Annotated in this window: 15 protein-coding genes; 11 read left to right on the top strand and 4 right to left on the bottom strand. The window is 27.6% G+C overall.

All coding sequences use genetic code 4. The features are described from left to right. Nucleotides 1-56: 56 nt before the first annotated feature. Nucleotides 57-1,124, top strand: a complete 1,068-nt coding sequence (locus JN03_RS09095; RefSeq protein WP_134076579.1) for a DNA-methyltransferase — start codon at nt 57-59, stop codon at nt 1,122-1,124. A 17-nt stretch (nt 1,125-1,141) separates the two neighbouring features. On the opposite strand, the gene metK is transcribed toward JN03_RS09095, so the two are convergent. The 4 genes from metK to JN03_RS01625 all read right to left on the bottom strand — a co-directional run bounded on the left by metK (nt 1,142) and on the right by JN03_RS01625 (nt 5,477). After that, complete coding sequence (gene metK, locus JN03_RS01640) at nt 1,142-2,275, bottom strand: methionine adenosyltransferase (RefSeq protein WP_134076578.1); 1,134 nt, start codon at nt 2,273-2,275, stop codon at nt 1,142-1,144. A 259-nt stretch (nt 2,276-2,534) separates the two neighbouring features. Then, nucleotides 2,535-3,515 carry an aspartate--ammonia ligase gene (gene asnA / locus JN03_RS01635; protein WP_134076577.1) on the bottom strand — a complete coding sequence of 327 codons (981 nt, stop codon included), beginning with the start codon at nt 3,513-3,515 and terminating at the stop codon, nt 2,535-2,537. Beyond that, entirely contained in the window at nt 3,516-3,689 is a 174-nt protein-coding gene (locus tag JN03_RS09090; protein WP_080696270.1) for a DUF2188 domain-containing protein, read from the bottom strand. Nucleotides 3,690-4,280: 591 nt separating this feature from the next. Further along, complete coding sequence (locus tag JN03_RS01625; RefSeq protein ID WP_036441228.1) at nt 4,281-5,477, bottom strand: phosphoglycerate kinase; 1,197 nt, start codon at nt 5,475-5,477, stop codon at nt 4,281-4,283. Between the two features lie 117 nt (nt 5,478-5,594). Between JN03_RS01625 and JN03_RS09085 the strand changes: the two genes are divergently transcribed. From JN03_RS09085 to JN03_RS09055, 10 genes are all read left to right on the top strand, one after another. After that, entirely contained in the window at nt 5,595-6,017 is a 423-nt protein-coding gene (locus JN03_RS09085) for a hypothetical protein (protein ID WP_036441226.1), read from the top strand. Nucleotide 6,018: 1 nt separating this feature from the next. Next, nucleotides 6,019-6,594: a diadenylate cyclase gene (locus tag JN03_RS01615; protein WP_036441224.1), complete on the top strand. Its 576-nt coding sequence runs from the start codon at nt 6,019-6,021 to the stop codon at nt 6,592-6,594. 10 nt (nt 6,595-6,604) lie between these two features. Then, nucleotides 6,605-8,467 (top strand): transporter permease, encoded by a 1,863-nt coding sequence (locus tag JN03_RS09080; RefSeq protein ID WP_036441221.1) that lies wholly within the window; start codon nt 6,605-6,607, stop codon nt 8,465-8,467. 9 nt (nt 8,468-8,476) lie between these two features. Beyond that, the gene (locus tag JN03_RS09075; RefSeq protein ID WP_036441219.1) at nt 8,477-9,418 is read left to right on the top strand and encodes an ABC transporter ATP-binding protein; all 942 of its coding nucleotides are present in this window, start codon (nt 8,477-8,479) and stop codon (nt 9,416-9,418) included. Between the two features lie 232 nt (nt 9,419-9,650). Further along, the gene (tuf, locus tag JN03_RS01600; protein WP_036444859.1) at nt 9,651-10,844 is read left to right on the top strand and encodes an elongation factor Tu; all 1,194 of its coding nucleotides are present in this window, start codon (nt 9,651-9,653) and stop codon (nt 10,842-10,844) included. A 243-nt stretch (nt 10,845-11,087) separates the two neighbouring features. Continuing rightward, nucleotides 11,088-11,891: a hypothetical protein gene (locus tag JN03_RS01595; protein WP_036441200.1), complete on the top strand. Its 804-nt coding sequence runs from the start codon at nt 11,088-11,090 to the stop codon at nt 11,889-11,891. Nucleotides 11,892-11,905: 14 nt separating this feature from the next. Continuing rightward, a complete protein-coding gene (locus JN03_RS09070; protein ID WP_134076576.1) occupies nt 11,906-15,019 on the top strand; it encodes a leucine-rich repeat protein in 3,114 nt (1,037 codons plus the stop codon). 169 nt (nt 15,020-15,188) lie between these two features. After that, nucleotides 15,189-16,559 carry a glycine--tRNA ligase gene (locus tag JN03_RS09065; protein WP_036441194.1) on the top strand — a complete coding sequence of 457 codons (1,371 nt, stop codon included), beginning with the start codon at nt 15,189-15,191 and terminating at the stop codon, nt 16,557-16,559. A gap of 12 nt (nt 16,560-16,571) precedes the next feature. Beyond that, nucleotides 16,572-18,485: a DNA primase gene (gene dnaG, locus JN03_RS09060; RefSeq protein WP_051599354.1), complete on the top strand. Its 1,914-nt coding sequence runs from the start codon at nt 16,572-16,574 to the stop codon at nt 18,483-18,485. Next, nucleotides 18,472-20,016: an RNA polymerase sigma factor gene (locus JN03_RS09055; RefSeq protein WP_080696273.1), complete on the top strand. Its 1,545-nt coding sequence runs from the start codon at nt 18,472-18,474 to the stop codon at nt 20,014-20,016. The genes dnaG and JN03_RS09055 overlap by 14 nt, the downstream gene beginning before the upstream one ends. Nucleotides 20,017-20,035: the final 19 nt, after the last annotated feature.

Genomic DNA, 20,035 nt, shown 5'->3' with positions numbered 1-20,035 from the left:
CATACTAATGAAATTGAATAGAAATTGCATTTATCCATAAAAATGAGAGGGCATTAATGGTAGATGATGTTTTACCTTTAAATAAAATTTTACTAGGAGATAATATTGAACTATTTAAACAAATTCCTAATGATTCAATTGATTTAATTTTTGCAGATCCACCCTACAATATGAACTTGCAAAAAGATTTAATTAGATATGATGGTTCAAAATTTGATGGTGTAGACGACGAGTGAGACAAATATGAATCATTAGAAGAATATGATAAAGAATGTAAGTTGTGACTTGCAGAATGTTTGCGTGTTTTGAAAAAAGATGGTTCTTTATGAGTTATAGGATCTTTTCAAAATATCCACCACTTGAGATATATTTTACAAGATATGGGTGCTTGAATTATTAATGAAATAGTTTGAGAGAAATCAAATCCTGTTCCAAATTTTGGTGGAACTAGATTTGTTAATGCACAAGAAACTATGCTTTGGGTTACTAAAAATAGCAAAGCTAAATTTACTTTCAATTATAAAACAATGAAACATATAAACGGTGGAACTCAAATGAAATCAGTTTGAAAACTACCAATTTGCACAGGAAGCGAAAGATTGAAAGATGAAAGCGGCAAAAAAGTTCATTCAACACAAAAACTACTCGCACTACTAGAAAGAATAATTTTGGCTTGTTCAAAACCAAATGATATAATTTTAGATCCCTTTTCAGGAACCGCAACTACAGCTCATACTGCTAAAATGTTAGGTAGAAACTATATTGGTTTTGAAAAAGATAAAACATACTATGAACAAAGTATTTTGAGGTTAGAAAAAATCACAAAAGACAAAAGTAAAAACAATCTAATCAATGCTATTTATGACATCAAACCCAAAAAAGTAGATTTTGTAGATTTAATTAAAAACAACTATATTTCTACTATTGATAAATTAAAAATAATTGGTGATGATTATGAACTTTATTTTGACATCAATGGAAATATTTCCTTTGAGGGCAAGTTAATGTCTTCAAATAGATTGTGTAGAAAAATATTTAATAAACCCATTAATGCATGAGATGTAATTTCAGTTAATGGTGTAACATTAAGTAAAATAAGAGAAAAATATAGGGCAGAAAGCTAATTTCTGCCCTATTATTATTATTTAAAAAGTTTCTTAATTTCTTCTACTTTGTCTAATTTTTCTCAAGGAAGTGATAAATCAAGTCTTCCAAAATGTCCATAAGTTGCAAGTGGTTTATATTTTATCTTTTTCAAAGATAGGCTATTTATAATACCTTCCACGCTTAAATCAAAAATGTCTTCAATAACAGCAATAATTTTATCAACTGGATATTTACCATCTTTTATATGAGAAATTCAAATACTTTGGGGTCTAGGAAGTCCAATTGCATAAGAAAGTTGAATTTCAAGTTCAGAAGCTGCTCCTGCTGCTACTAAGTTTTTTGCTACATAACGAGCCATATAAGCAGCAGAACGATCTATTTTTGTAGGATCTTTACCGCTAAAAGCTCCGCCTCCATGGCGAGCAAAACCTCCATAAGTGTCAACGATAATTTTACGTCCGGTAAGTCCGGTATCGCCTTTAGGACCGCCGATTACAAAACGACCAGTAGGATTAATTAAAATTTCACAATCAATGTTAAATTTGAATTTCTTTAAGATAAATTCAATAATTTGTTCTTTGATGAATTTTTTGAAACTTTTTTCATCATAGTTTTCATCATGCTGAATTGAAAGTAAAACTTTTTTGATTTTGCGTGTGTTAGTTTCATCATCATATTCAATTGTAACTTGGCTTTTCATATCAGCTTTAGCAAACTTGAATGAGCCATTTTGACGTAATTCGTCAGCACGTCGCATTAATTCATGGGCAAGCACTAAAGTTCAAGGCATATAAAATTCATTTTCATTTGTAGCATATCCAAATAAAATTCCTTGATCACCAGCGCCTAATTCTTTATTTTGGGTTTTATTCACTCCTAAGGCAATATCTGCACTTTGTGGGCAAATAGCATTAATGATTTTAAAATCATTTTCTTTATATCCTAATGGTTTTAAAACATTTCACGCTTCTTGAATGGTATCAGCATATCCTTTAGTTGTAATTTGACCACCAATATAAATAAAATCATCGTTGGCAATAACATCACATGCTATACGTGAATCTTCATCTTGTTCTAAAAGTTTATCGACAATAGCATCACTTATTTGGTCGCAAATTTTATCAGGATGACCTGCTCCTACTGATTCAGAAGTCATTAAAATTTTCATAAATAAAAAAACCTTTCTACCATACATAGTATTGCAGAAAGATTTCCCAAAAAGTACATGTTGGTTTTACCCCTGGCTTTTCCACCTTGCAGCGTGACTTGTAGGTTGGCATGACTAAGCGAGCTCCGCTAATCAACTCTATATGTATGATTTTTGTATAGTTAGTTAATAATTAGTTAATAAATGTTATTGTTCTTATTGTTAGACGTTATTGAGATGCCTTTATATAAAGCCACTCAATAACAAAGTAAATTATAAATTATAAAATCGATATTTTTTCAGAATTTGCAAAATTCTTGTTATTTTTATCCCAAACGCTCACTTGAACCTCTCCAATATGGCGTTTTTCAAGTAAAAACATAGCAATTCTGCTTTGTCCAATGCCTCCGCCTATTGTAAAAGGGTAAGTTTCTTGAACTACTGATTTATGGTATTCACTTATTTTTGAAACTTCAGATGCAGTAAGTGAGTATTGTTTTAATATAGCGTCGCGATCTACTCTAATTCCCATACTACTTAATTCCATAGCAGAATCGTTAATTTCGTCATATACAACCAAATCACCATTTAAAGTTCAATCGTCATAATCTTTTGCTCGATTAGAATGAGGCAAATTATTAGAAAGCGGGTAACCAATTCCGATAATGAAAGTTGAGCCTTTTTCTTTAGTGATTGCTTTTTCACGTTCAGAAATTGAAAGGTCGGGATATTTTGCTTCAAGATCACGAGCGGTTATAAAATAAACATCAGGTGAAAGTTTAGGTTTTAATATAGGATATATTTCATTGATAGTAGATTCAGTTAAAAGTAAAGCGGAATAAATTTTTCTAACTATTGATTTTAAAAAATCAATATTACGATCTTTTTTTTCAATAATTAATTCTCAGTCTCATTGATCGACATAAAGCGAGTGATATTTATCAAGATCTTCTTCTTTACGAATAGCATTCATATCAGTATAAATGCCTTCATAAACTGAAAAATTATATTTTTGAAGCGCATATCGCTTTCATTTTGCAAGTGAATGTACTATTTCAATATCATCTTCAACAGTTTTTGTTTTGAAACTAACTGGTTTTTCACCGCTTAATGAATCATTTAAGCCGCTACTTTTTTCCAAAAATAAAGGCGCTGAAACTCTAACTAAATTTAAAGAAGAAGCTAAAGATGCAGAAAATATTGATTTTAATTTATCAATTGCATATTGAGTTTCTTTTAAATTTAATTTAGATTTCACCATTTATTTTCTAAAACTCCCATCTCTACTTTGGATTTTTATTGAAGTTGTATCATTTAAACTGCGTGCAAATTTAATTGCTTCTTCTTGGGTTCCAAAAGTTTTAATAGCTTTTTCTCCATTAGCATTTTTTACACATCAGCCGTTTTTATGATGCACAACATATCTGATAGCCATTTATTCTCCTTAAAATATTGTTAAGTAATTGTTAAAATTTAATGGTTATTGCAAGTTTATTGTTTATGTATATTAGAAAACTAATTAACATTAGTTAAAATTATAAGTAAAAATCGAAATTATTTACCTTTAATTTAAATTAAAAAAATTACTTCAAAATACTAAGTAATCTAACACTAAATATTTTTTGCTTATTAACTTAGATTTTAAAGAAATTACACATGTATAATCTTAATAAGACACTATAAAACTTTATAAAAACTTTAATTTATCAGTAAGTTTTAAAATATAAGTCTTTTAAATGTGTAAATACTATTTTATTATTAAGTCTTTATCTTTCTATTTATTACATAAATAGAAGATAAAGGTTATTTTAATAGTATTTAAAAACTTTAAAAAATGATTTTAAACCAACTCATAAATTAAAGTTTTTATAAAATAAAACAAACTGCTTAAAATCAATGATGATTTTCTATTGTTTTGATAAAAGAATAGGTTTTATTGTTTAAAACTTTAATAAAAAAACGCAGCAGAGATAAATATGCAAGCGTTTTATTATTAATAGAAAGAAAATTTTAGTTAAATTAATTTTTATTTATCTTGAATAGCATCTATTCCTGGAAGGGTTCCATTTTGAATGAATTCAATAGAAGCACCACCACCAGTTGAAATGAAACTAAATTTGTCTTGGTAGCCTAATTTATTAATAGCAGTAACTGAATCGCCACCACCTACTACTGAAAATACATCTTTTTTATTTGCAATAGTAATTGCAACTGATTTAGTTCCTTTTTCATATTCACTAAATTCAGTTACACCTAAAGGCCCGTTTCAGAAAATAGTTTTTGCATTTGAAATTTCAGAAGCAAATAATTTAATTGTTTCAGGACCTATGTCTAGTCCCATATATCCTTCAGGGATGTTGTCATTATCAGGAGTAGTAAATTTAGCTGGTAGATTTGCAAATTCTGTAGAAATAGCATTATCTATTGGAAGAACAATTTTATCTTTATGTTCTACTAAATATTTTTTAACATCTTCTACTCTATCAGGTTCAAATAGTGATGTTCCAATTTCTTTGCCCATAGCTTTTTTGAAAGTATAAGCCATTCCACCACCAATCAAAACCTTGTCAGCTATGCCAAAAAGTTTTTCTAATACTTTAATTTTATCGCTTACTTTAGCTCCACCTATAATTGAAACAAATGGACGTTTGAAACCTTTTAAAAGTTTTGAAAGGTTTTCGACTTCAGTTTGCATTAAAAATCCTAATGCACTTTCTTTGATAAAGTTTGCTATCCCAACAGTAGAAGCATGCGCTCTATGAGCAGTGGCAAAAGCATCATTTACATAAACATCAGCTAGCGATGCTCAGAATTTTGCTAAAACTTCACTATTTTTTGATTCAGCTTTATCGTTTAAATCTTCAAATCTAGTATTTTCTAAGAATAAAATTTGACCAGGTTTTAATGCTTTTGCTGCTTTTTCTACTTCTTCTCCACGAGTTTGGGCTAAGAATGTAACTCCTATTTTAGGTAGTAATGATTGTAATTTTTCAGCTACTATTTTTAATGATTTAGAAGCTTTATCAGCTTCTTCTTTAACTCTTCCAAGGTGTGAAAGAATAATAATAGAAGCTCCTTTATCTAATACATATTGAATTGTTGGAAGAGCGGCATCAATTCTTTTTGTGTCCATAATTTTGCCATCGGCAATAGGAACATTGAAATCCACTCTTAGAATAACCTTTTTGTTTTTTAAGTTTAAATCTTTAATGGTTTTTTTCATATTTGACTCCTCGCAAAAAATAAATAAAATTAATTAATTTCACATTATTATATATTTTTAATGAATAAAAATTAATTTATTAATTATAATTTTTTATAAATAAAGAGGCTAATATTTATGAAAGCAAAAAGACCAATAAAACTAAATGCTTTGAAGCAAAAAGATAAAAGGGTTTTAAATTATGATCCTGAAAAAGAAAGTATTTCTTTAATTATCAATCAATTTAGAACTTATTTAAAAAATGCAAACTACATTAAAGATTATTCTGAACTTGAAATCTTTGAATTTTTCAAAGAAATTTTTTGAATGCAAGCAACAGAAGAAAAATTAACTGAAAAAATCAAAGAATTTTCAAAAAGACAAGCGAAAATGAAAGCTAAATATAATAACTACGTAGAGTATGCTTCTTGATCAGAAAATCCAATAGCTGAATCTACCAAACCACTTTCTATTCGCAAAAGAATATTTATCATTCTTGGTTTTGCTTTAATTTTTATTATCATGCTTTTAATTATTATTGGTCTTAACAAATGGTGATAATATGAATCAAGTTTTACTCTACATTATAACCACACTTGCTGCCATTATATTTGCAATTCTAGCGGCTCATTATTTAGTAATTTTAGTTTTAAAATTCAAAAAGAATAAAAAAACTAAGTTAAGTTTAGGTGAATCTACAAGAATTAGATTAATTCACCAAATTCGTGAATCACTTGAATATTTATCAAAGAATAAAATTGGTGCTATTATCACAATTGAACAAAATGACAATCTTGATATGATGAGAACTGATGGAATTATCATAAATGCTAATATTTCAAGTTCTTTAATAATATCAATATTTAATAAACACTGTCCACTCCATGATGGTGCTATCATTATTCGTGATAATAAAATAGAATATGCTGCTACTTACTATAAAATCACACGTAAATCTATTGACAATAGGTTCGGAGCAAGGCATAGAGCTGCTTTGGGAATTTCAGAAATAAGTGACTCAATTACATTTGTAGTTAGTGAAGAAAATGGTGGAATTAGTATTGCAAAAAATGGTGCATTAAACTTAATTCAAAATGACCAAATTCAAGAATTTTTAATTAATATCTTCAAAAATTAAGGATGATAAATTGAAATCATTGTTCAAACTAAACTGGTTAACTTTCAAAAGAAGTGTTATAAATTGAATTCTAATCGGACTTGCTTCCGCACTTATATTTGTAATGACTGCTATCCAGTTTTTTAGTATGCGTTTTATTGGTAATGGTAAAATCGAAGTTTCAAATTTCTTAAAATTTACTTACATTACATTCTTTATTGCAAGTTTTTGGGTAATACTACTTTCATGTATTACTACCGCAAGGGTATATCAACTACCTAAAACAAATGGAATTTCATATATTTTATTCAGTAAACCAATATCAAGACCAAAAATTTACTGAACTAATTTATTAATTTCTTATGTTTTAAACTTTTTTAACAACGCTGTTATTTTTATAAGCATATTCATTTCTTCTATTATTATGCTTTCTGCAACCGATGCTACAGCACAAGCAAAAACTATAATGTTTATAAAATACACTTTTGCTTTTGCTGTAACTGTTACATTTATAATTATGTTCTTTATGGGCTTTATAGCACTACTTTCAGCTAAGTTAAAAGATAAAGCAACATTAGGAACTGTACTTGGAAGTTATTTTGGTTTGATGTTCTTTTCAACTATTATTTATACTATAAGCAGTTTATCAGGTTCTAAATGAGACTTTATAGCTGCCTCAGATGTAGCAATTAGCAAAAAAAATCCAACCAAATCATTGTTTAGTACTGGTTCTGTAAATCAATTTGTAAGAAAAACTTTCTTTACTGATAGAGAAAAACTAAAATTTGATGCAACAAATATTCTAGAATTAATTAATATTAATTCTATTACAAATCAACTTTTTACTGATTTAATGTCAAATAATCCATATATTAATGGATTAAAAGGTTCTTTAACTGGTAGCTATGGTTTATATATACCTAGAAAAGTAAATAAAAATGACCTTATTGGAAATTATCACACCATTTATTCATTTGATTCATTTGCAAGCCCTTTAAGTTATGACCAAAGAAAAGATGCTTATCTTCTTTTAGCAGATCCAGAAGAAACTAATTTTGTTCAAGAATTTATTAAAAAAATAGCTACTAAAAAATCTATTGAATTTTTTATCAGTAAAAAACACAATTTCCTAAATAACACTTTAAAAATAAGATCATTTAATGAAACTTATAAAAAAGAAATGGAAACTGAAATTAAAAATATAGCAGCATTTTCACAAGATGAACTTAATGAAATTAAAAAATTCCAAGATTTAATGGAAAAAGTACATAAAGATAAACTTTCTATTTCAATAAATGATCCTGATTTTATTAACTTCAAAACTAAATTCAATGAAATTATTGAAAATAAACTTAAAAAAATCTTACAGGTAATTTGAAAAAATATTGATTTCAAATTTAATGAAGAACAATTTGATAACTATGTTGATACTATAGTTAATGAAAAATTTAATGTTTATCCAGAATCATCAGTTAAAAAAGAATTAATAGAACAAGAATTAAAAAAATATAAAAAGTTTAAAGAAATTATTAAAGCTATTGATGTAAACAATCCCGAAACTATTCTAAATTTCTTTGAAGTACTCACAAATCATGAAATTGATATAGAATCATCTAATTTAAAACTATCATTAATAAAAAATTATTTATTAAGCGAATTGTCAAAAAATATTCTTACAAATAATTCAATGCCTAAAGAACTACTTTCTCCTAGTTTATATGAAGAAAGTTGAGGCAATATTAAATCTATTTCAATTGACGATAAAAAAATACATGAAATAACAAATGTAAAAGTTTATCCTTGATACTTTACTATTATTATCATCTTATCGCTTTCTATCGGTCTTCAATTCTTAGGACAACACTTATATAAAAAAGAAAGCTTTAAAAATTAAGGAGGAAAAATGCCTGAAAATAATGAAACTGTAATTGAATTTAAAAACGTTACTAAAACTTTTCAAAATTTAACTGCCTTAAATAACGTAAGCTTTCAAATCAAAAAAGGTCAATTCCACGGCTTTATTGGTGCCAATGGTGCTGGTAAAACCACTTTATTTAGAAGTATCTTAGGTTTTTATCCAGATGTAAAAGGCGAAATTCTAATTAATGGCAAATCTTGAAAAGACATATCTTTCAAAGAAAAGATAGGATATATTCCTGAAGTTGCTATGTTTCCTAAGAAACTAACTGTTTTAGAATATCTAGAAATTTTTGCTGGACTTTCAAATATTCCTTGAAAAGAAATTCGTCCTAAAGTTTTCCAACTTTTAGAACATTACAATATCACTTCTGAAATTTACAACAAAAACGGAAACAATCTTTCATCAGGGCAAAAGAAAAAAATTCTTTTAATTCAAGCGCTATTAAACGACCCTGAAATATTAATCTTAGATGAACCTGCTGCTAATTTAGATCCTAAAATTAGAGTAGAACTTTATGAAAGTTTAAAAGAACTAGCTAAAAAAGGTAAAACTATTTTTGTATCTTCTCACATTTTAACCGAACTTCAAGAATATATAGATAGTTTTACTGTACTTGATAAGGGCAATGTTGTAGAAACTAGCACTATAGAAGGCAAAATTTCTAAATCAAACTACAAATTTACTATTGAATCTGATGAAGTTAAAGCTATTGAAGAAATTTTAAAAAATGTTTTAAAGATTACCAAAACCAAAAACCTTGATAAATTTGAATTAAAAGAAAATATCTTTTTAATAATGTGTGGCCAAGATGAATTTGATAAAATCCTTCTTGAAATCATAAAACAAAAAATTCCTTACAAATTTGCTGGTAAATATATCCCTAAACTAAATGACATTTATTTTGATGTTTTAAAAGCAGAATAGCCAATTTTAAAACTAATTTCAAGAACTCAAATTATTGATTTCACAAACCCATTTTAGTATTAAAAATAAAAAATTATTTTGGTAAAATGTATATGCTCATACAAAACGCACTTTAATAATTGGACAGGATGTAGGTGAAAGACTACACTATGGTAGGTTAAACGCGTTTAATCATAATAATTAAATAAAAAAAACTTATAAGTATAAATATAAAAACGAAAGGAAAATTAATATGGCAAAACAAGATTTTGATCGTTCAAAACCACACGTTAATATTGGAACAATTGGTCACGTTGACCACGGTAAAACTACTTTAACCGCTGCTATTGCAACAGTATTATCAAAAAAAGGACTATCAGAAGCCAAAGCTTACGATGCTATTGATAATGCTCCAGAAGAAAAAGCTCGTGGTATAACTATCAATACATCACACATTGAATACAACACAGAAAAACGTCACTATGCTCACGTTGACTGTCCAGGACACGCCGACTATGTTAAAAACATGATTACTGGTGCTGCACAAATGGATGGAGCTATTCTAGTTGTTGCTGCAACAGATGGTCCTATGCCTCAAACTCGTGAACACATCCTTCTTGCTAAACAAGTTGGTGTTCCAAGAATCGTAGTATTCTTGAACAAAATTGACATGTTCAAACCAGAAGAAAGAGAAGAAATGGTTGGACTTGTTGAAATGGATGTTCGTGGATTATTATCACAATACAATTTCGACGGAGATAATACACCAGTTATTGCTGGTTCAGCTTTAAAAGCACTACAAGGTGTTCCTGAATATGAAGCTAACGTTTTAGAACTAATGGATGCAGTTGATACTTACATTGAAGAACCAAAACGTGAAACCGAAAAACCTTTCCTAATGGCAGTCGAAGACGTATTTACCATTACAGGACGTGGAACAGTTGCAACCGGTAGAGTTGAACGTGGCACACTTCAATTAAACGATGAAGTTGAAATCGTTGGACTAAAACCAACCAAGAAAACCGTTGTTACCGGAATTGAAATGTTCCGTAAAAACCTAAAACAAGCACAAGCTGGAGATAATGCTGGTCTATTACTTCGTGGTATTGAAAGAGACGAAGTTGAACGTGGTCAAGTTTTAGCAAAACCTAAAACAATCGTTCCACATACAGAATTTGAAGCCACTGTATATGTTCTTAAAAAAGAAGAAGGTGGACGTCACACTCCATTCTTTGAACACTACAAACCACAATTTTATTTCCGTACAACAGACGTTACTGGTGGAATCAAATTCAAACCAGGACGTGAAATGGTTATGCCTGGAGACCAAGTAGAATTCACCGTTACTTTAATAGCTCCTATTGCTGTTGAAGAAGGAACTAAGTTCTCTATCCGTGAAGGTGGTAGAACTGTTGGTGCTGGTTCAGTAGTTAAAATTATTAAATAATAATTCAGCAATTATTTATTTTAGATAAAAATCAACAATACTTTAATAGAAATCTAAGCCTTACGCTTGGGTTTTTATTTTTATAGTTTTTTTTAAAATACATTTCAAAACACTGTTAGCAAAAAAATCTCTTTTAAAAAAGCATATTTTTGCTTTTTGAAATTTCTTTAAACCGTTTTTTTTTTTTTTTTTTTTTTTAAATAAAATTCATTTGAATTTTACGTAAAAATTTAAGGAGAAAAAATGGCTGAGAAAAAGTTTCTATTAAGAGAAACTATCCATCCACAAACAAAACAAACTGTTTATTTGATTTCTGAAGTTGGAGTGCAAGCAAAACCGGTAGTCTTGCCAAACTTACTAGAATCATTAAAACAATTTGTTATGCAAAACGCTAAGGCTCCACAAACTATGCTTTATTTTTACTTTCAAAATAAAGTTTGTGGGATTTTAGATGTTTTAAAATCAAAACAACTTTTAGATAAATTAGTAGCTTTAAAAGTTGATATTAAAACTACCAATATTGAATTTTTGTTGAAAAACAAACTTTTAGAAATTCAAGCAGGTAAAACTGAAGAAATTAAACAAGTTTCAACAGCCGCTGCTAGTCAAACACTTGACGATTTGGCTTCAAAAGTAAAAATTGAATTACTTGCTAAAACTAAAAAAGCTAAAGATATTCAAAAAACTGATATTAAAGGATCCCTAGAAAACTTTAACGGCAAAATTGTTATTGAAAATACTTTGGAAAATGGTAGCGATGTTGATGTTTATTATTTTCTAGAACAAGACAAAACCAAATCCCAAATTTTCATTAAAACTATAGGTGGTCTTGGCACACCAACGCAATATTATTCAGAAGCAATTTTGGCAAGTTCTAAAATTTCTGAAATCTTGAAAAACACAGGTTTTGAAGCCACCGAATCAATCAAAATTTCTACTGTTAGATACAAAATGCCAAAATGAGTATTTGCAGTTATCGGCATTATTTCAGGCTTGTTTTTAATTAACTTAATTTTTCTAATCTTATCATTTGCAAAAATCTTGTAATTTAAGGAAACTAAATGAAAGAGCAAGAACAGAAAAATTTAAACACACAAGAACAATTGCCTCAGCAAAATCAAGATAAAGTTAAAAGTCAAAACCCTAAAACTAAGGTTATAGTATGATCTACTGCTGGTGCAGCTATTGCGGCATTATCATCGGTAGCCTCAATTACTACGGTTTTTTCAAGCCAAAGAAAAGTATCTTTTCTTGATAAAGTTTTACAATCAATCAAAATTGATGTAAAAGATAAAGAAACTAAGACAAAAGATGATATTAAAACCATTGCTAATTTTGTTTCATCTAATTTAGATACAAAACTTTATGAACTTGTGGTTGAAGAAGTTGATGGCGAAGTTAACAAGCAACCGCTTGATAAAGATAAACCTTATACTACCTTCCGTACTAAGTTTGCTATTCGTAATAAAATTACAAAAGCACAATCAAACTATAAAATTTTTGAATTTAGAGATATAAAACCTCCAAAAGAAAAAGTTGAACTTAATGAATTAGGTAAAATTAGTGAAAATGAAATTGATAGAGTCAATGATAAAGTCAAAATCGAATTCATCAATTTTAACCGCGAACAACACTTAGCTTCAGCAATTGCCGCTAAAGATGAAAGTGGTAAATTTAAACACTTTAACATTTATTTAAAACAGGATAATGATGACGCTTTACAATACGAAATTGTCAATGTTAATGTTGAAACTAACGATAATGAAGCCGAAGCCACATTTTCTTATCAATTAAAAGTTAAATCAATAGATGATGAAAAATTCATATCTGATAAACTTTCGATTAAATTCAAAGACTTTGCTATACCTTCAACACAATTAACTCATTATTTAAATAGTTTAGATATTAAATATAGAGATGCCGAAAAAACTTATCTTCAAGATGCTATTAAAGAAGGAATTATTGAAGGTACAACTTTATCAAATTCAAACTACAGTTTGGAATTTGAAAGTTTTGAAAAACTTGAAAACGAGCAAAAAGTTAAAGCAAAAGTTAAAATTACAGATAAAAACACAAAAGAATCTTCAAATCTTCGTGAAATTGAAATAGCAGGTTTTTATGATTACAAAAAAATTGCTAATGAAGTTTTAAATAAAATTAATTTTAATTACACAAGTAAGGATTTAACGTTCGCAAATGAAATTAATAAAGATCTACTAACAAATAATTTAGTAACACTTGATAACAATAGAGATTTAGCGATATTTGATTTAACTTATAAACAAGAGAATGAAGAAGATAGTTCTAAAAGAACTAATTTATTAGTAACATTTAAACTTTTAAACACTAAAACAGGTTTTAAAACGGAAGAAAAAAACTATTTAGTTTCAGGTTTTAAAAATTATTTAGTCGAATCCGAACTTGATGATTATGCTAAAACAATAGTTTTAAATGTCGAAGATAAAGAAAACAAATTCGCTAAAGATATTAAAACTTTCAATGAAATCAAAAAAGAAACATTTAATGATACAAAATACGAATTTAATCTAAATGATGTCAATATTTCACAACCAGTTGACTTAGAAACTGTAAGAGTTCACTTTTCTATTAGAGAAATTGGGGGCAAACAAAATATTAAAAGTTCACAACATTTTTTTGATATTAAAGGTTTCTCTCTTCCGATTGAAAAATTAAATCAACTAATTGAAAACGTTTCTATTACTATGCCTAGTGCAAGTTCTACATTCGCCTACGATATGTGAGATGATATTGGTTGAAATAAACTTACAAAATCACAATTATCAGATAAATGTGAATTTAACACCCACTTAGTCAAACAAATAGATAAAGATAAAATTAAAATCGAATTTACAATAAAACAAAAAAATAAAAGTTTATCTTCAAACACGAAAATAATTACAATAGAAAATTTCAAAGTAAATAATCTTCTAGAAGAATGAAAATATACGACATATTCATACAACGGGCATCAAGTTGCATCTTTAAATAAATTCTTGGACTCTGACTACAAAGACGTCACCGTACCATCACATATTGATGGATATGCGGTCAAAAAAGCCTCATATTTATTTGTAAATGATTCATACACATCAAAGTTACATACAATAACTTTTTCCAAAGGTATTGAAGAATTAGAAAATACTTTTTTAAACTATTTAAGAGTTGAAGAAATTATTCTTCCTAAAACCATTAAAAAAATTACTAATGGAATGATCGGATGTCCTAATATATCGAAACTAGCATTTTATGACAATATAGAAACTATAGATGGACTGATTGATAAATATAAAGAAAATATCAACATCACACTTAAAGAATCTTCTATTACTGAAAAAAAATTAAAACTAACTACAAATAGTAATTTAGAATTATTAACTTCACAAAACGGTGAAAAACTAATTAAAATATTTAATAAAAATAACACCAACAACATTCAAGAGTTGAAAATTGTAAATGATATTAAAGAAATCGCCGCACTTGCTTTGCATAATTTAAATATTAAAAAATTAAGTGTTGATAATAGTTCTAAATTAGAAAAACTACCATCTTATTTACTAGATAAAACTGAAAATATTGAAGAAATTGATTTAGAAAATGCTGTTAATTTAAAAATAATCCCTCAATCTTTCATAACTTCTAATAGTCTAAAAATTGTAAAATTACCTGATGGACTTGAAGAAGTGTTAGCTAATGCGTTTATTTATTCAAAAAATATAGAATCTATAAATTTACCTACAAAACTAAAGTTTATAGGTGACTCAGCGTTTTTTGGATTATCTAATTTTAATTTTTCAAATGAAATAAAGAAATTGGCTAATATAGAAAATATTTCAAATTATGCATTAGGAAATACTAAAACTGAAAAATTTGATTTAACCAATTTATCTAAACTTAAAAAAATTAATGGCGCAGCATTTTTAAATGATCCATTCTTCACTCATTCTATAAAAATGCTTATTCTTCCAAGCCATTGTTCATCTATTGAAATTGGAACTAAAATTATTCTAGATACTTCAGAACTTAAAATTTATGTAAGAGGTGTTTCATCAAAACCAAATAGTTGATCAAACACTTGATTTGCTGGTTGAAGTGAATCAAACCCAACTGCAAGCGGCAAAATAATTTGAAATTACAATGGTTCAAATCCTAGATAAAATTTTCTAAAATCTTAATTTTGCAAAATCCAGGCTAAACATTAAACAATATTAATGACAAATGCTTGGATTTTATTTGCATTCTTATATCATAAATTTATTTATTTTTCGAAAATATAGTATAATTTTTTAATTATTTTACATATTATGGTAATTGTTGGAGGTGCAAGTGAAAAACAATAAAAACATTCAGGAAATAATTAATCATTTAAAAGTTAGTGGTTTTGTATATCAAAACTCTGAAATTTATGGTGGATTAGTAAACACTTGAGATTATGGTCCGCTTGCTATCAACATATTAAATGAAATAAAAAATATCTGAAAAGAAGAATTTATCAGAAAAGAACAAAACTATTTAGTAGATACTAAAATCATAATGAATCCAAGTGTTTGAAAAGCTAGTGGGCACACAGAAAATTTTTTAGATTCATTAATTGAAAATAAAATTAATCATAAAAGATATAGAGCAGATCATTTACTAAAAGATTTGTTTCCTGATCTAAATGTAGAACAACTAACACCCATTCAAATGGAAACTATCATTAAAGAAAAAGTTAAAAACTATGATGGTTCTAATTGTGAGTGAGACAAAATTAAACCTTTTAATTTAATGTTTAAAACTACATTGGGTGTAATTGAAGATGAAACTAATTTAACTTATTTACGTCCTGAAACTGCCCAGGGTATTTTTATTAATTTCAAAAATGTACAACGTACAACAAGAGCAAAACTTCCATTCGGTATTGGTCAAATTGGAAAAAGTTTTCGTAATGAAATAACTCCTCGTGATTTTATTTTTAGAACTAGAGAATTCGAACAAATGGAACTTGAATTTTTTTGCTATGAAAAAGAAAGTGATAAATTCTACAAATATTGAATTCAAAAATGTTTTAACTTCGTTAACGCTTTAGGTTTAAACAAAAAAAACATTAGAATAAGAGAACACGAAAAAGAAGAATTAAGCCATTATTCAAAAGGAACAAGTGATATTGAATATTTATTCCCTTTTGGTTGAGGAGAACTTCTTGGAATAGCTAATCGTGGAAATTATGATTTAAGCCAACATATGAAACACTCAGGCCAATCACTTGAATATTTGGAAGTAGATGGATCTAAAATAATTCCTTATGTAATAGAACCTTCTATTGGTCTTGATAGATTACTTCTTGCTTTATTAATCGAAGCTTATGATGAAGAAAAACTCGAAAAAGATGATTCTAGAATAGTGTTACACTTAAATTATAAAATAGCACCAATTCAACTTGCAGTTTTACCACTTGTTAAAAAGTTAAATGATAAAGCTAAAGAAATTTATGATAAATTAATCAAAGAAACAAACATCCGTCTAACATTTGATGAAACTGGATCAATTGGAAAAAGATACAGAAGACAAGATGCAATTGGAACTCCTTATGCTATAACAATTGATTTTGACACACTTGAAAATGAAACTGTAACAATCAGAAATAGAGACAATATGAAACAAGATCGCATCAAAGTCTCTGAAATTTTCAAATATCTACAAAATAGCAACAAATAGAAATAGGTATAAATGAGCAATAATAATGATATTTGAAATTTAGTAATAGAGAAAAGCGACATTGTTTCAGTTATATCTGAACACATACAAATTTCTAAATATGGTCGAAATTTCCGTGCTTGTTGTCCTTTTCATGGTGAAAAAACACCTTCTTTTATTGTAAGTCCTGAAAAGCAAATCTTTAAATGCTTTGGCTGTGGTAAAAGTGGCAATGCCATAAAGTTCATTGAACTTTATAAAAATATAAGTTCAATTGAAGCTTTAAAAATCATTGCTGAGAAAGCAAACATTGATATTAGTGATTATGCTTCAAAGTATAGCAGTGAAAATTCTTTTTCAGAAGAACAATTAAAACTAATAGATGTTATGGCTGATGCTTCTATTTATTTCCAACAAAGATTAAACAAAAATACTTCTTTAGATTTAAAAAACTTTTTAGAAAAAAGAAAATTAACCAAAGATTTAATCAAAGATTTTGAAATAGGTTTTGCTCCCGAAGATGAAAGTATTTTTGAATACTTGCAACAAAAAGGACATGAAGATTTTTATATTGCAACTTCTTCTGTAATAAGTCAAAACATTATTAAAAAGAACTTTTTTAATAATCGTTTGATGTTTCCAATCAAAAATAAATATGGTAATGTTGTAGCTTTTTCAGGACGCGACATCATTGGCACTTCTGAAACAAAGTATTTAAATAGCTACGAAACACAAATTTTCAAAAAAAGCGATGTTTTATTTAATTACTATAATGCAATTTCACATACTCGTGACAGTAAAGATATTTATTTAGTAGAAGGTCAATTTGATGTAATTGCCTTACACCGCATAGGACATAAAAACACAATTGGTTTGATGGGAACTTATCTGTCTTATAACCATTTAAGTTTATTAAGAGATTTATGTATTAATATCTTTTTTGATAATGATAAAGCTGGAAATGAAGCTTTAAAGAAAAACCTTGCAATTATTTTATATTATGCAAAAGAGTTAAATTTAAAAGTAAGTATTATCCAAAACACCTTCCAAAAAGATGCTGATGAAGTTTATAAAGAAGACGAAGGTAAAACACTCGCAAAAATAGTTGATGCTAAAATTGATTTATCTCAATATTTAATTAACATTTATTGTAATAAAGAACAAATTAAAACTTCTTCAAGCGAAAAAAATATCCAAAATTGAAAAGAAATGTTTGAATATGCATATTATATGGATGATAATATCTACCTCATATTCAAAAATAAAATTATTGAAAACAAATTAATTGCAAAAGAAATCTATGAAGAATTAGAATCCAAATACAAAAAACCAAACTTTCCTTCAATCAAAAACTTTTCAACAATCGTAAAACAAAAAAACACACATTTCTCACATCCAAATCAAATAAATTCTACTTGAAACACAGTACCAAATCCACCGAATACAACAAATTTTCAACCGCAATATGATCCTTACAATAATTTAGTTGATGATAATACTATAGTTGAAAAACTAAGACAAAACAACCAAAAGAAAAAAAATCTTTCTAAATGAAAAAATAAGCCTTTGATGGGACGAGGATATGACATGCTAGCAATAATTAAGTATATATTATCTGATCCAAGTTATTTAGAAGATTTAAAAATAGATGAATTTATTAATTTCAAATGCGAAGGCGAAAATCAACGTCGAAAAGAATTAATATGTTATGCCGTTGAAAGTCAAAAAAAGCAAAAACCACTTGATCAAATAATTAAAGATGATGACCAAATAGATACCGTAAGTAAAACAATATATTTAAATATATTAGATGAAATTAAAAATATAGACACTGTATTAACTAAACCTGAATTCGATAAAATAGTAAAAAATATGATTAGTGAACCTAATTCTTCACCTAAAGAATTAATAAAGCTGACAAAAGAGGATACAAATGCCAAGAACTAAGAAAACTCAAGAAAACGAAATTAAAAAAGAACAAAAAAAACAAGTCGTAATTGTAAATAATTCATATGATGAAGCATTAAATACTATTCAAAAACATTTTAAAACTAAAAAACTAGCTACACTTTCACAAGATGATGTATTTCATATTCTAGAAAAAAATAATTTTGAATTATCAGATGATGATATGGAAAAATTATATGATGCACTTTTAACTTCAAAAATGTTAACAATGGATATTGACTTCACTGATGCAGCTGATGTTGAAGAAACTGACTTTTTTGATAGTATGAAAAAAGAAGAAGATGAAGATGACGTTGATGAAAGTGATTCTGAAGAAGAATTTGATGAAACAAAATTAAAAGAAATTGAAGATGATGAAGAACTAGATAAAGAAATTAATATTGATGAAGAATTTGATGATAGTTCATACCGTCAAACTAGTGATGACATTGACATTGATGAAGAAGTTAAAGAAGATGATGAATATAGCCGTAAGTATGTAAATCAATTCGAAGAAACCGATGAATTTGATGCAGAAGATCTACTTAAAGAATATGATACATTCGAAATTAAATTAGATGACAATCAACTTTCTTTAAAAGATAATGAACTTTCAAATAAATTAACCGAAACCAATGACATTGTTAAATGATATATGCGTTGAATTGGTAAATATGGAAAACTGCTCACTCCTAAAGAAGAACGTGAACTAGCTATTAAAATGGATGAAGCACAAAAAGCTAATAATTACTACAAGTTCAAAAGAGCAAGAGATATGCTTGTAAAAAGAAACTTACGTTTAGTAATTAATAATGCTAAAAGATATAAAAACAGAGGTCTAAGCTTTATCGACTTAATTAGCGAAGGTAATGCGGGAATTATGAAAGCTGTAAGTAAATATGACTATAAAAAAGGTTTCAAATTCTCAACTTATGCTACTTGATGAATTCGTCAAGCTATCACACGCGCTGTTGCCGACCAAGCTAGAACTATTAGAATTCCAGTTCATATGGTAGAAACTATCAATAAGATTCTAAAAATCGAAAGAGAATTACAACAAGAACACGGTTATGCTCCTTCTGATGAAGAAATAGCTAAAAGATATGGAAATGATTTTACCGCCGAAAAAGTAAGATACATTAGAAAAATCAACATTGATCCTATTAGTCTAGATAAAAACATTGGTAAAGAAGAAAATTCAAGCTTTTCAGATTTTGTTAAAGATGAAAGTGTTATGCGTCCAACCGACTATGCTTCAAATGAAGAATTGAATGCTATAGTAAATGAAATGATCGAAGATACACTTGATCCTGAAGATAGAATCTTAATCCGTAAAAGATATGGTATCGGAAAAGATCCTAATGGTAATTTATATAAACCTCATAGTTTAGATGAACTTGCTAAAGAAATGAATAAAACCAAAGAAAAAATTAGACAAATGGAAACTAAAATCTTACGTAAGTTAAAACATCCTCAAAAAAGAAAGAAATTAAAGGCTTATTTCTTAAATGAAGCTTACGACTTAGATTAATTCAGCTCAACACTTAAAT

It is taken from the genome of Metamycoplasma hyosynoviae (assembly GCF_004365165.1).
Taxonomy (GTDB): Bacteria; Bacillota_I; Bacilli_A; order Mycoplasmatales; family Metamycoplasmataceae; genus Metamycoplasma; species Metamycoplasma hyosynoviae.
The sequence above is the reverse complement of the archived record's forward strand: the minus strand, read 5'-3'. Positions and strand labels throughout refer to the sequence as shown.